Source organism: Ewingella allii, assembly GCF_044430645.1.
Lineage (GTDB): Bacteria > Pseudomonadota > Gammaproteobacteria > Enterobacterales > Enterobacteriaceae > Ewingella > Ewingella allii.
On sequence record NZ_JAWUDN010000002.1, the window covers coordinates 273,776 to 286,567 of the forward strand.

Consider the following 12,792-nt stretch of genomic DNA (forward strand, 5'->3'; position numbering starts at 1 on the left):
ATTTGCGGAAGTAATAGTGAACAGTTTAAAAATAGTGTTCCTGATTTAGCTCACACTCCGTGAATTTGCTCCATGTCGCCCGCCAGCCGCTGAGTTATGCTCAAGCCACGAGTTTCTCTCAGAGGGAATAGGTGTGGCATGCGTTTGCAAAATCGTCTTAATCAGTTTCAACGGCTGTATGCCAGCGTGGGCAGTCAGCCCGCCACGGTGAATGTCGGCGAGCTGGCGGAAATCTTCTGCTGTAGCGAACGCCACACCCGCACTTTGCTGTCGCAATTTCAGCACGCAGGCTGGATAAACTGGCATTCGCAAGCCGGTCGTGGCAAACGCGCCGAGCTACACTGCCTGTATACGCCAGAAAGTTTACGGGGAAATTACTTACAGCAGCTGCTGAAAAACGGTGAACACTCGGCGGCGCTGCAATTTAGCGAAGTCGACCCGAATCATTTAAACGCCCTGCTCGCTCCCCACCTTGGCGGCCAGTGGCAGGCCGACGCGCCGACCCTGCGTATCCCCTACTATCGCAGCATGCAGCCACTGGACCCGCAAACCCTGACCGGCCGCGCCGAGCAGCACTTGGCGCATACTTTGCACGCCGGGCTAACTCGCTTCACCACCGGGGATCCGCTGCCCCAGCCTGATTTAGCGCACCATTGGCAAATCAGTAATAACGGCAAAACCTGGTATTTCTTCCTGCGCAGCCAGCTTTATTGGCACAACGGCGAGCCGATCCGCGCCGAACAGCTGCGCCAGCAGTTGGAGCGACTGCGCCTTTCGCCACGCAGCAGACACGCCTTCGCCGCCGTAGCGGAGATAAAACTGCCCCACGCGCTCTGCCTGCAGTTTGATCTCGACGTGCCTGACTACTGGCTGGCGCACCGTCTGGCTGATCTTAGCTGTTTGCTGTCTCACCCCGACGATGCCTTCTGCGGCGCGGGACCTTTCCGTTTAGCCAGCTTTGCCGCCGAGCTGGTGCGCCTCGAGCAGCATGCCTACTACCACTTGCAGCGCCCTTTCCTTGCCGCCATTGAGTTCTGGATAACCCCGCAGCTGTTCGCACAGCGGGATAATGTCAGTTGCCAGCACCCGGTGCGCATCATGCTGGGGGAGCAGGATGAACTGGCGGATGTCAAACCGGTCAAACGAAGCACCAGTCTGGGTTTTTGCTACATCGCCGCCAATCTGCGTCGGCAGCATTTAACCTCTGAACAGGCGCAAAAGGTGGTGATGATTATCCAGCGCTCTGGCCTGCTCAATAACCTGCCTATTGACCATGACTTGGTGAAGCCGAGCAGTGAGATGCTGCCGGAATGGCCGATCCCCGAGCATCATGCTGATGACGTCACCTTACCGAAAACCCTGAGATTGCTGTTCCACCCGCCGGTCGAGCTGGAGTTTGTCGCGCAGGCGCTGCAAGAGGCATTGCGCGCCGAGAACTGTGAGTTGGAAATCGTTTATCATCAAGGCCGCGTGTGGGATGACGAAAGTGGTATCAATGAGGCCGATATTCTTTTGGGCGACCGTCTGATCGGCGAAGCGCCGGAGGCCACTTTAGAGAACTGGCTGCGTCAGGATATGCTGTGGTCAGGCATTCTGAGTGATGAAGAGTTGGAGCAGCAGGCGCAGCGCCTTAAGACTATTCAACAACTCCCTCTGGCCGACATTCGCGCCGAAGAACTTCGCAACCATTTTTACCATTTGATGAAGCGCGGCACTATTACGCCGCTGTTCAACTATCAATATCAGGTCAGCGCGCCGCCGCGAGTCAACGGCGTACAGCTCACCGCGTGGGGATGGTTCGATTTTTGTCAGGCGTGGATCCCCCCTCCGCTCTCCTGACAGTCTATGATTGATGCTGTTCAGCGATCCCAAAGAAAAGTAACATGAGCCTCATAGAATTTGCCGAAATCGGTGGCAATTGATTCAAATACAAATGGATAAAAACATGAAAAGAGCAGTAGTGGTTTTCAGCGGCGGTCAGGATTCAACCACCTGTCTGATTCAGGCTTTGACTCAATATGACGAAGTACATTGCATTACCTTCGATTATGGTCAACGACATCGCGCTGAGATCGACATTGCTCAGAAGCTGTCTGTAGAACTGGGCGCCAAAGCTCACAAAGTTTTGGACGTGGGTTTACTTAACGAGCTGGCAGTGAGCAGCCTGACCCGTGACAACATTCCGGTGCCGGCGCTGGGCGAAACTGAGGAAAACGGCTTGCCGAGCACTTTCGTGCCGGGCCGCAATATTCTGTTCCTCACTCTGGCGGCTATTTATGCTTATCAAGTTCAGGCTGAAGCCGTCATAACCGGCGTCTGTGAAACCGACTTCTCCGGCTACCCGGATTGCCGCGACGAATTCGTCAAAGCGCTGAAACACGCCGTTTCCTTGGGCATCGCGCGCGATATCCGTTTCGACACGCCGCTGATGTGGCTGAACAAAGCTGAGACATGGGCCCTTGCCGATTATTACCAACAGCTGGATTTGATTCGCCATCACACCCTGACGTGCTACAACGGCATCGCGGGTGATGGCTGTGGCGAATGCGCCGCCTGTAACCTGCGCGCCAATGGCCTGCAGCAGTATCAGCAAGACAAAGTCGGCGTTATGGCTAGCCTGAAGAAGAAAACCGGGCTGAAATAATCCGCTCTCTTGGCCGGGCTAACTCTTTAGCCCGGTCGTTCACGCCTTCCTCAGCCTCCTCGCGCCTCTTCCTCTTTTAGCTCTAACTCGCGCAATCTTTCCAACAACTCGCCTTCCAGCGTCAGCGCCTTCTGTGTGCGTAGATCAATGCACACAAAGGTCAGCGTGGCGTCAGCGACGATATCGCCATCGTGGGTGACTACTTGCTCCAGCACGCCGCTGCGGGTATTCAGCTGCTGCAGGCTGCTGTCGATACGCAACACGTTGCCCAGCGTGGCGGGTTTGCGGTAGTTAATGTTGATGTTTACCACGATGAACGCGATGTTATTCTCGCTCATCCATTTAAATCCGCTTTTGTTATCCAGCCACTCCCAACGTGCTGTTTCTAGAAATTCCAGATAACGGGCATTGTTAACGTGCTGATAAACATCAATATGAAAACCACGAACGGTAATAAATGTATGCATAATTACTTTCCGGCTCCTGCAAAATAGTCATTAAATCCTGACAACTGGTCAGATGTCTTTTGAGATTAGCAGAAGAAAACGGCACTAACCGTGAACAGGTCAGCGCCGCGACTTTCGTCACAATTTCAATCGGTCCTTGTTGCGCTCAAACAGCGCGGCACCAATCCCCGGGACTTCCTGTAGCTGTTCGATTTCCGTGAACAGTCCCAAGTCATCACGGTAGTTAACGATAGCCTGCCCCTTCTTAACGCCAACGCCATTCATCACGCGGGCGAAGTCCTCTGCGGAAGCCGTGTTGATGCTCACCGTGGTGTCATCAGTGGTCGTGGCCTTCTCCTGCTTAGCCTTAGAAGCTTCAACCTTGCTAGTTGGGGCTTGAGTGGCCGTAGATGCCGTCGTAGCAACCTTACTGGTGGCCGCGGGGGCTGCCTGTAACATAACCGGCAGAGTGGAAAGGCCAAGCGCTAAGGCCAGTGACAGTGATGTAATACCCAATTTTTTCATGCTGTATCCTCCATGTGTTTTCAGCACGGACAGAGTGCAGCAAGTTTATTCGGGCAACAATTGGCAGATTCAAAATGTGGAAAAGGCCGCGAAAGCGGCCTTTGTTTGTTGCAACACGTTGCATAACGCTGCGAGGTTTACTGGAGTTGTGCGCCAGAACCCAGCTTAATTTTTGCTTCCTGACGCAGATTCGACAGCAGAGCGTCGAAGGTCACGTTAGAAGAAGATTGCTGCAACTCTTGCTCGAAGCGAGCGATTTCATTGTCAGGCAGCTTACCAGCGTTGACCGCCGTCAGCTCAACCAGCACGCTATTGCCCTGATCATCCTGAGACAAACCGTAAACCGGCTGGTCTTTTTGCGGATGAGGCAGCGCATAGACATTCTGCTCGAAAGCCGAAGGCTGTTGTGAACGCTGAACCTTCTGCACGTCGCCGAAACTCAGGCCAGCAGCTTTGAGAGCTTCATCGCCTTTGCCTGCTTTCAGAGCCGTCAGCAGCTTCTCACCGTCCAAACGTGCCTGATCTTCAGCTTTCTGGCGTTTCACCATAGTCACAACCTGCTCTTTCACTTCAGCAAAAGGTTTAACACCTTCAGCCTTGTGAGCATCAACACGCACCACGAAAGCGCGATCGCCATCTACCGTGATGATGTCTGAGTTGCTGCCCGGCGTGCCGTCTTGACCAATCAGGCCACCATCAAAGATTGCCTGAACGACAGGTTTGAAGTTGATGCCTGCAGGAATAGATTGCTGAGTGAACCAGTCGGTGTGAGTCGCCTTAACGCCAGCCACCTCTTCAGCAGAAGCCAAAGATTCGTTGTCGTTGTTCGCGGCTTCGCTGACTTTCTGCTGCAGCGCGTAGTAAGCGTCAGTCGCTTTATCTTGTTTCAGCTTATCAACAATGCTGTCACGAACCTGAGCCAAAGGCTTGATTTGCTCTGGTTGAATATCTTCCAGACGCAGAATGAAGAACCCGCTGTCAGACTTAATCACGCCGGATACCTGACCTTTGGTGGTCAAGTTAGCGCTTTTGAACTCTGGCAGTGTGGTTTCAGGCTCAACCCAATCCATCAAACCACCCTGCTTACCGCTCAAGGTATCGATAGACTTGGTTTTTGCCAGCTCGGCAAAATCAGCGCCTTTTTTCAGTTCAGCGGCAACCGCATCGGCGTCAGCTTGGTTTTTCAACACGATAACGCTGTAACGACGGCGCTCCGGCTGACCAAACTCGCTTTTATGCTGGTCGTAGTAAGCCGTGATATCTGCATCGCTTACTGTCGTTTTTCCTTGCAAAGCAGCAGCATCCATTTCGATGTAGCTGACTTTGACTGCTTCAGGAGAAACGAAGTTGTTTTTGTTCTGGTCGTAGAAAGCCTGTGCTTCACTGTCGCTAACCTGCTGCTTGGCCGCAAGGGCTGCGGTGTCCAGCGTTGCAGTGCGAACATCACGCTCTTGCAGCAGCAAGTCTGACATGGCGCTGGTTTCAGACGGCAAAACGAAGTCTGAAGTACCAAAAGCTTGTGCTAACTGCTGGCTAACCAATTGCTGTTTCATCAATTTGGCGAAGTTGTCCGCGCTGTACCCCATACCCTGGATACTTTGCAGATACTTGGCATTGTCGAAACGGCCGTCGGTTTGGAATTGTGGGGTCGCCAGAATCGCGTCTTTGATCTGCTGATCGCTAACGGTGATGCCTAGCTTCTTGGAATACTGATCCAGCAAAGTGACGTCAATCAGGTTATTTAGGGACTCTTGACGCAGTTGTTGCATATAACCTTCGCTGCCAGCCAGCGCAGAGAATTGCTCTCCAAGCTGTTGTTGCAGTCGGCTACGCTGGTTTTGCACAGCTTCTTCCAACTGAGCACGTCCGATCTCCTGACCATTCACTTTCGCTGCATAGTCGCCTGAACCGCCGATCAGGTAGTTGCCCACCCCTGTCAAAATAAAGGACAGAATAATCAGGGCCAGAATGATTTTGAGCACGACGTGATTGGCGGCCGCGCGTAAATTGTCCATCATAGTGTGGCAACACTCCGCTGTAATAAAAAAAGCGCATCGAATTCGATGCGCCTTGTATCTTACCTTACCAGCCCGGTGACGTCAGGTTATTGTTTAACAACCAGACCTGAGAGTAAAAGCACCATGCTCGCTTTTGTCACGCAGGTTTGACGCCTGACCTGCAGGTAATTAACCGTTAACGGCGTCTTTCAACGCTTTACCAGCACGGAAACCAGGCACTTTTGCCGCAGCAATGCTGATTTCTTTACCAGTCTGTGGGTTACGGCCGGTACGCGCAGAACGCTCACGTACAGAGAACGTACCAAAACCAACCAGTGCAACTTCTTCCCCTGATTTCAGAGTTTCAGTTACCGATCCCAGTACTGCATCTAATACACGTCCAGCAGCCGCTTTAGAAATATCAGCACCGGCGGCAATTTTGTCGATCAATTGTGACTTATTCACTCTATTCATCCCCTCTTGAAATACTATCGTCACGTCGCATTTTCCCTGCGAATATGACAGCGAAGCTTTTATATCAAGCTTGTCAGGGCTATGCAAGCAACCGAAACCAGTCTTAAACGCGCTGACAACTGACTAACTTAACGACACAAAAAAAGGCTGGCAAGTGGGATTTCACCTGCCAGCCTGAGTTTTATTGAACTGTGATGGTCGAGATCACTATTTTGCCGCTACCGGAAGTGCGCCGAACGCTGGATTTTGCAGAGCAAGATTCAGAACGTCGTCAATACGCTTAACCGGATGGATCTCCAAATCACCTAAAACGTTGGCTGGGATCTCTTCCAGGTCACGTTTGTTGTCATCAGGGATCAGCACTACTTTGATACCGCCGCGGTGAGCAGCTAACAGCTTCTCTTTCAGGCCACCGATTGGCAGAACCTGACCACGTAAAGTTATTTCGCCAGTCATAGCAACATCGGCGCGAACCGGGTTACCTGTCAGGCAAGATACTAATGCGGTACACATCGCAATACCGGCACTCGGGCCATCTTTCGGCGTCGCACCTTCCGGTACGTGAACGTGAATATCACGTTTTTCGTAGAAGTCAGCGTTGATGCCCAGCTTGTCCGCACGAGCGCGGACCACGGTCAGCGCGGCCTGAATCGACTCTTGCATCACTTCGCCGAGTGAACCGGTGTAGGTCAACTTACCTTTACCCGGTACGCAGGCCGTTTCGATGGTCAGCAGCTCGCCGCCCACTTCGGTCCACGCCAGGCCAGTCACCTGACCTACGCGATTTTCGGTATCTGCACGGCCGTAATCCACTTTCTGCACGCCAAGGAAATCTTTCAGGTTATCGCCGTTGATTTCGATGTGCTTCAGAGTCTTATCCAGCAGCAGCTGTTTAACCGCTTTGCGACACAGCTTGGACAATTCGCGTTCCAGACTACGCACACCGGCTTCGCGGGTGTAGAAACGGATAATGCCAATGATCGCGCTGTCATCTACTGTCAGCTCGGTTTTCTTCAGGGCGTTACGCTCAATTTGCTTCGGCAGCAGGTGCTGTTTGGCGATGTTCAGCTTTTCATCTTCGGTATAACCGGAAAGACGAATCACTTCCATACGGTCCAACAGCGGAGCTGGAATGTTCATTGAGTTGGAGGTCGCCACGAACATCACGTCTGACAGGTCATAATCGACTTCCAGATAGTGATCGTTAAAGGCCACGTTCTGTTCTGGATCAAGCACTTCCAGCAGAGCTGACGACGGATCGCCACGCATGTCGGAAGACATTTTGTCGATCTCATCGAGCAGGAACAGTGGGTTTTTAACGCCAACTTTCGCCATCTTCTGGATCAATTTACCCGGCATAGAACCGATGTAAGTACGACGGTGGCCGCGGATTTCGGCTTCGTCACGCACGCCGCCCAGCGCCATACGCACATACTCACGGCCCGTTGCACGCGCAATGGACTGACCCAGAGAGGTTTTACCCACGCCCGGAGGCCCAACCAGACAGAGGATTGGCCCTTTGATTTTGCTGACACGCGTTTGCACCGCAAGATATTCAAGGATACGGTCTTTGACACGTTCGAGGCCAAAATGGTCGGTATCCAGAACTTCCTGGGCTTTACGCAGGTCTTTTTTCACTTTACTGCGTGAATTCCACGGCACCTGAAGCATCCAGTCGATGTAGCCGCGAACCACGGTCGCTTCGGCGGACATCGGGGACATCATTTTCAGTTTTTGCAGCTCAGCTTCGGTTTTTTCACGCGCTTCTTTCGGCATTTTCGCCGCTTCGATTTTGCGTTTCAGCGCCTCGTGCTCATCAGGTGCATCATCCATCTCACCCAATTCTTTCTGAATGGCTTTCATTTGCTCATTCAGATAGTACTCACGCTGGCTCTTTTCCATCTGCTTTTTGACACGATTACGGATGCGTTTCTCAACTTGTAACAAGTCGATTTCCGATTCCATCATCGCCATCAGATATTCCAGACGCTCAGTGATATCAAACATTTCCAGAACGGACTGTTTGTCACTAAGTTTCAACGGCATATGCGCGGCGATGGTGTCAGCCAGACGGGCTGCATCTTCAATGCTGTTAAGCGAAGTCAGCACTTCCGGCGGAATTTTTTTATTCAGTTTGATATAGCCTTCAAACTGATTAATGGCCGTGCGCACCAGAACTTCCTGTTCGCGCTCGTCCACAGCCGGAGATTCGAGATATTCAGCCTGTGCCGCGAAATGCTCACCGTTGTCAGACAACGTGGTGATGCGCGCACGCTGTAAACCTTCAACCAGCACCTTCACGGTGCCGTCGGGCAGTTTCAGCATCTGTAATATGGAGGCAACGGTGCCTACAGAAAAGAGATCATTAACGCCCGGCTCATCAGTAGAGGCTTCTTTCTGTGCCACCAGCATGATTTTTTTGTCGTGATCCATCGCGGCTTCAAGGCACCGAATCGATTTTTCCCTGCCAACAAACAACGGGATCACCATGTGCGGATAAACCACCACATCGCGCAAAGGCAATACGGGGATTTCAATGCGTTCGGAACGCTCAGGGTTCATAGAGCTCTCTCTTAGTTTAGCTTCCGCCAGGTTAAGGAAATCTCGTGAAACACGAGTCAGACGGGTTTCAGCAAGTCGTTATTGGAGTATATGGGGATGAATATCTGACATTCAACGACAAGAATGCGAGTAAAAAAAAATGGGGGACAAAATCCCCCATTTATTAACTAACCCACTGGAACAGCTGGTGAATTATTCGCCAGATGCTTGCTGTGCCTCGGGTTTGCCATAAATCATCAACGGCTCGGATTGGCCCGCGATGACGGATTCATCGATTACCACTTTGTCGACGCTGTCGAGGGATGGCAAGTCGTACATAGTGTCCAAAAGTGCCCCTTCAACGATAGAGCGCAGGCCACGAGCACCGGTTTTACGGATCATCGCCTTCTTAGCAATCGCCACCAGTGCTTCGTCGCGGAACTCTAGCTCGACACCTTCCAGATTGAACAATGCCTGATACTGCTTAGTCAGGGCATTTTTCGGCTCTTTCAGGATCTGAATCAGCGCGTCTTCGCTCAACTCGCTCAGCGTAGCCACTACGGGTAAACGACCGATGAACTCAGGGATCAGACCAAATTTGATCAAATCTTCTGGTTCAGCCTGAGCCAGCAATTGGCCTTCAGTGGCTTTCTCAGCTTTGCCTTTGATCTCTGCACCAAAACCGATACCTGTACCGGTGTTAATGCGTTGACCAATCACTTTATCTAAGCCAGCAAAGGCACCGCCACAGATGAACAGAATTTTTGAGGTATCAACCTGCAAGAACTCTTGTTGCGGATGCTTACGACCGCCCTGAGGAGGCACAGCAGCAACCGTACCTTCAATCAGTTTCAACAGCGCCTGCTGAACACCTTCACCTGAAACATCACGGGTGATAGATGGGTTGTCAGACTTGCGGGAAATCTTGTCGATTTCATCGATATACACGATACCGCGTTGCGCTTTCTGCACGTCGTAATCACATTTCTGTAACAGTTTCTGGATAATGTTTTCAACGTCTTCACCCACGTAACCGGCTTCGGTCAAGGTGGTGGCATCCGCCATGGTGAAAGGAACGTCGAGGAAACGAGCCAGAGTCTCAGCCAACAGCGTTTTACCGCTACCTGTTGGACCGATCAGCAAAATGTTGCTCTTGCCCAGTTCAATACCGTTGTTGGTATCACCGTTACGCAAGCGCTTGTAGTGGTTATAAACCGCAACGGCCAGAACCTTTTTCGCAGGCTCTTGCCCGATGACATAATCATCGAGGTGTTGGCGGATTTCATGTGGCGTTGGCAGTGCGCTGCGTTCGCGATGCGGAGCAACTTCTTTAATCTCTTCGCGAATAATGTCATTGCACAGATCGACACATTCATCGCAGATATACACTGACGGCCCGGCAATCAGCTTGCGAACTTCATGCTGGCTTTTGCCGCAAAAAGAGCAGTACAGCAGCTTTCCTGAACCGTCTTTGCGCTTATCTGTCATCAGTAAACCTCTTCTTTAATATCTGTTTCGCAGGGTGACTGCGGCACGACTATTTTAAACTGCTGCCATATCGTTGACCAATGTCAGTTCCGTCAAAGACGAATTGACGCGTAATTGCAGCAACCAACACTGCACATACGCGCCACAGCATGACTTAACTATAGACCATCAGTCCGGCAGAAATAAGTCGTCAGACGCGATGGGTAAATACGGAGTCAACTAAACCGTACTCTACAGATTCTTCAGCAGACAAGAAACGGTCGCGCTCAGTGTCACGCTCTATTTCTTCAAGAGTTTTGCCCGTATGTTTCGCCATCAGCTCATTCATACGACCTTTCACTTTCAGGATCTCTTTAGCGTGGATTTCGATATCCGTTGCTTGTCCCTGATAGCCGCCCAGCGGCTGGTGAATCATTACGCGTGAGTTTGGTAAGCAGAAACGCTTGCCTTTCGCACCCGCGGTCAACAGGAATGCGCCCATTGAACAGGCCTGGCCCATACAAATGGTGCTCACATCCGGTTTAATAAATTGCATGGTGTCATAGATAGACATCCCTGCAGTGATCACGCCGCCCGGAGAGTTAATGTACAGAAAAATGTCTTTCTCTGAACTTTCTGCTTCCAGGAACAGCATCTGAGCCACAATCAGGTTAGCCATATGGTCTTCAACCTGGCCCGTAAGGAAAATAATACGTTCCTTCAGCAGACGGGAGTAGATGTCGTAAGAACGCTCACCCCGTGAAGTCTGCTCAACAACCATGGGTACCAGAGCCATGTTCGGTGCAAATTGATCTCGTTCACCACTGTATGACATAACCGTCTCCTAATAGAATTCTCTTTTGGCGCTAGTTAAAACCGATTCTACTTGAGATAGGCATTGATGACTACGCTCAAGCGGCCAAGTCGCCGTTATCACGGCTGACGGTTGTTATCAGTCTGAATTTAGCAGCAAAGCTACCTGGTTTGTATTTAACAATTGGGGGAACGAACACCCCTTTTCAAGCCCGCTGGGAGATTTCTTTCTCTCGCTCCGCATTTTTCATTGATTGGCTTAACAATAGCAGAGCCTGTTAAAGCGGCCTCCACTACCCACTTGCTGGCCTACTCTCTTTGCTTACGTTGATAAATATAGTGCAAAAACAACAGCAAAAAAGAAAAATGTCATCTGTAGAGCATAAAAAAGCCCGCAGTAAAAACCGCGGGCTTTTATGTCGAGCCGTTAACCACAGGGGAAACGGCTCAGTCACCGGCAAATCAATTATGCAGGTTGAGTCTGGTTCATCAGCTCGGTAAAGGTAGTGGCTTTTTCAGTCACTTTAGCTTTTGACAACAGAGTTTCGACCGCTTGTTCTTCCAGCGCGACGTTACGCATGTTGTTCATCAGCTCTTTGTTTTTGCTATAGAACTCAACAACTTCAGATGGATCTTCGTAAGCAGAAGCCATTTCTTCGATCAGCGCTTTAACGCGATCTTCGTCAGCTTTCAGTTCGTGCTGGCTGATCACTTCACCCAACAGCAAACCAACAACTACGCGACGTTTAGCTTGCTCTTCGAACAACTCACGCGGCAATTCCAGCGCTTGTTTTTCGTTGCCGCCGAAACGTTGTGCAGCCTGACGACGCAGAACGTCAACTTCACCGTCGATCAGTGCAGCTGGAACGTCGATTTCGTTAGCGTTAACCAGACCGTCGATTGCCTGAGTTTTGATGCGGTTACGTACAGCACCTTTCAGTTCGCGTTCCATGTTTTTACGCACTTCAGCACGCAGACCTTCAACTGAACCATCAGCAACGCCGAAACGTTTGATGAACTCAGGAGTCAGTTCTGGCAGCTCACGCTCTTCAACTTTCTTCAGGGTGATCGCGAACTTAGCAGCTTTACCTTTCAGGTTTTCAGCGTGGTAATCTTCTGGGAAGTTTACGTCGATGACGAATTCTTCACCTGCTTTGTGACCCAACAGACCTTCTTCGAAGCCTGGGATCATGCGGCCCTGGCCCATAGCCAGTACGAAATCAGAGGCTTTACCGCCTTCGAAATCTTCACCGTCGATAGAACCTGAGAAATCAACAGTTACGCGATCTTCAGCAGTAACGGCAGCGTCAGTTTCATTCCAGTCAGCTTGTTGCTTGCGCAGCGTTTCCAGCATGGTGTCAACATCAGCGTCGTTAACTTCAACAACAGGTTTCTCAACTTCGATGTTTTCCAGATCTTTCAGCTCAACTTCTGGGTACACTTCGAATTCAACGCTGTAGTTGAAGTCTTCGCCCAGTTTGTACTCACCCGGAATATAGTTAGGTGCGCCGGCTGGATTGATTTTCTCTTTGATGATCGCATCAACGAAGTTGCGCTGCATCAGATCACCCAGAACGTCCTGACGAACGGAAGCACCGTAACGCTGCTCGATGATGTGTTTTGGTACTTTGCCTTTACGGAAGCCGTCAATACGTACTTTTTTCGATACGTTGACCAGTTCGCTGCTCACGGCTTTTTCAATGCTATCAGCAGGAACAGTAATAGTTACACGGCGCCCAAGGCCTTGAGTGGTTTCAACAGAAACTTGCATCTTGTTACCTCAAAAAAATTACAGTGCTCGGTCAACTCCAGAAGTCGTTCTCAAGATGAGAAGCGTGGAAAAGAACGAACTTACCTTGAAAACGACTTCTAAGAACCGGGACAG

General features: G+C 51.0%; 10 protein-coding genes. 2 read left to right on the top strand and 8 right to left on the bottom strand.

Annotation, left to right across the window (positions count from 1 at the left end; genetic code table 11):
* Nucleotides 1-138 precede the first annotated feature (138 nt).
* Both SBO83_RS08005 and queC read left to right on the top strand, forming a co-directional pair.
* A complete protein-coding gene (locus SBO83_RS08005; RefSeq protein WP_396131112.1) occupies nt 139-1,839 on the top strand; it encodes an SgrR family transcriptional regulator in 1,701 nt (566 codons plus the stop codon).
* Between the two features lie 106 nt (nt 1,840-1,945).
* Nucleotides 1,946-2,644, top strand: a complete 699-nt coding sequence (gene queC, locus SBO83_RS08010; protein ID WP_396131113.1) for a 7-cyano-7-deazaguanine synthase QueC — start codon at nt 1,946-1,948, stop codon at nt 2,642-2,644.
* Nucleotides 2,645-2,694: 50 nt separating this feature from the next.
* Here queC and SBO83_RS08015 read toward each other — a convergent pair whose 3' ends face one another.
* From SBO83_RS08015 to tig, 8 genes are all read right to left on the bottom strand, one after another.
* Nucleotides 2,695-3,111: a thioesterase family protein gene (locus tag SBO83_RS08015; RefSeq protein WP_353503069.1), complete on the bottom strand. Its 417-nt coding sequence runs from the start codon at nt 3,109-3,111 to the stop codon at nt 2,695-2,697.
* 117 nt (nt 3,112-3,228) lie between these two features.
* Nucleotides 3,229-3,615, bottom strand: coding sequence for a helix-hairpin-helix domain-containing protein (locus SBO83_RS08020; RefSeq protein WP_396131114.1), 387 nt, complete (start codon nt 3,613-3,615; stop codon nt 3,229-3,231).
* A gap of 137 nt (nt 3,616-3,752) precedes the next feature.
* On the bottom strand, nt 3,753-5,633 hold the full coding sequence (gene ppiD, locus SBO83_RS08025; protein ID WP_396131115.1) for a peptidylprolyl isomerase: 1,881 nt from the start codon (nt 5,631-5,633) through the stop codon (nt 3,753-3,755).
* Between the two features lie 168 nt (nt 5,634-5,801).
* Nucleotides 5,802-6,077, bottom strand: a complete 276-nt coding sequence (gene hupB, locus SBO83_RS08030; RefSeq protein WP_034792380.1) for a nucleoid-associated protein HU-beta — start codon at nt 6,075-6,077, stop codon at nt 5,802-5,804.
* 216 nt (nt 6,078-6,293) lie between these two features.
* Nucleotides 6,294-8,648: an endopeptidase La gene (gene lon, locus SBO83_RS08035; protein WP_353503072.1), complete on the bottom strand. Its 2,355-nt coding sequence runs from the start codon at nt 8,646-8,648 to the stop codon at nt 6,294-6,296.
* Nucleotides 8,649-8,840: 192 nt separating this feature from the next.
* The gene (gene clpX / locus SBO83_RS08040; RefSeq protein ID WP_034792384.1) at nt 8,841-10,115 is read right to left on the bottom strand and encodes an ATP-dependent protease ATP-binding subunit ClpX; all 1,275 of its coding nucleotides are present in this window, start codon (nt 10,113-10,115) and stop codon (nt 8,841-8,843) included.
* 190 nt (nt 10,116-10,305) lie between these two features.
* A complete protein-coding gene (gene clpP, locus SBO83_RS08045; RefSeq protein WP_034792385.1) occupies nt 10,306-10,929 on the bottom strand; it encodes an ATP-dependent Clp endopeptidase proteolytic subunit ClpP in 624 nt (207 codons plus the stop codon).
* 444 nt (nt 10,930-11,373) lie between these two features.
* Entirely contained in the window at nt 11,374-12,678 is a 1,305-nt protein-coding gene (gene tig / locus SBO83_RS08050) for a trigger factor (protein ID WP_396131116.1), read from the bottom strand.
* Between the last annotated feature and the right edge of the window lie 114 nt (nt 12,679-12,792).

What these genes read in the sequence shown, in the direction of transcription:
- SBO83_RS08005 (WP_396131112.1), top strand. Translation starts at nt 139, where the DNA reads ATGCGTTTGCAAAATCGTCTTAATCAGTTTCAACGGCTGTATGCCAGC.
- ppiD (WP_396131115.1), bottom strand. Translation starts at nt 5,633, where the DNA reads ATGATGGACAATTTACGCGCGGCCGCCAATCACGTCGTGCTCAAAATC.
- queC (WP_396131113.1), top strand. Translation starts at nt 1,946, where the DNA reads ATGAAAAGAGCAGTAGTGGTTTTCAGCGGCGGTCAGGATTCAACCACC.
- lon (WP_353503072.1), bottom strand. Translation starts at nt 8,648, where the DNA reads ATGAACCCTGAGCGTTCCGAACGCATTGAAATCCCCGTATTGCCTTTG.
- SBO83_RS08020 (WP_396131114.1), bottom strand. Translation starts at nt 3,615, where the DNA reads ATGAAAAAATTGGGTATTACATCACTGTCACTGGCCTTAGCGCTTGGC.
- tig (WP_396131116.1), bottom strand. Translation starts at nt 12,678, where the DNA reads ATGCAAGTTTCTGTTGAAACCACTCAAGGCCTTGGGCGCCGTGTAACT.
- clpP (WP_034792385.1), bottom strand. Translation starts at nt 10,929, where the DNA reads ATGTCATACAGTGGTGAACGAGATCAATTTGCACCGAACATGGCTCTG.
- clpX (WP_034792384.1), bottom strand. Translation starts at nt 10,115, where the DNA reads ATGACAGATAAGCGCAAAGACGGTTCAGGAAAGCTGCTGTACTGCTCT.
- SBO83_RS08015 (WP_353503069.1), bottom strand. Translation starts at nt 3,111, where the DNA reads ATGCATACATTTATTACCGTTCGTGGTTTTCATATTGATGTTTATCAG.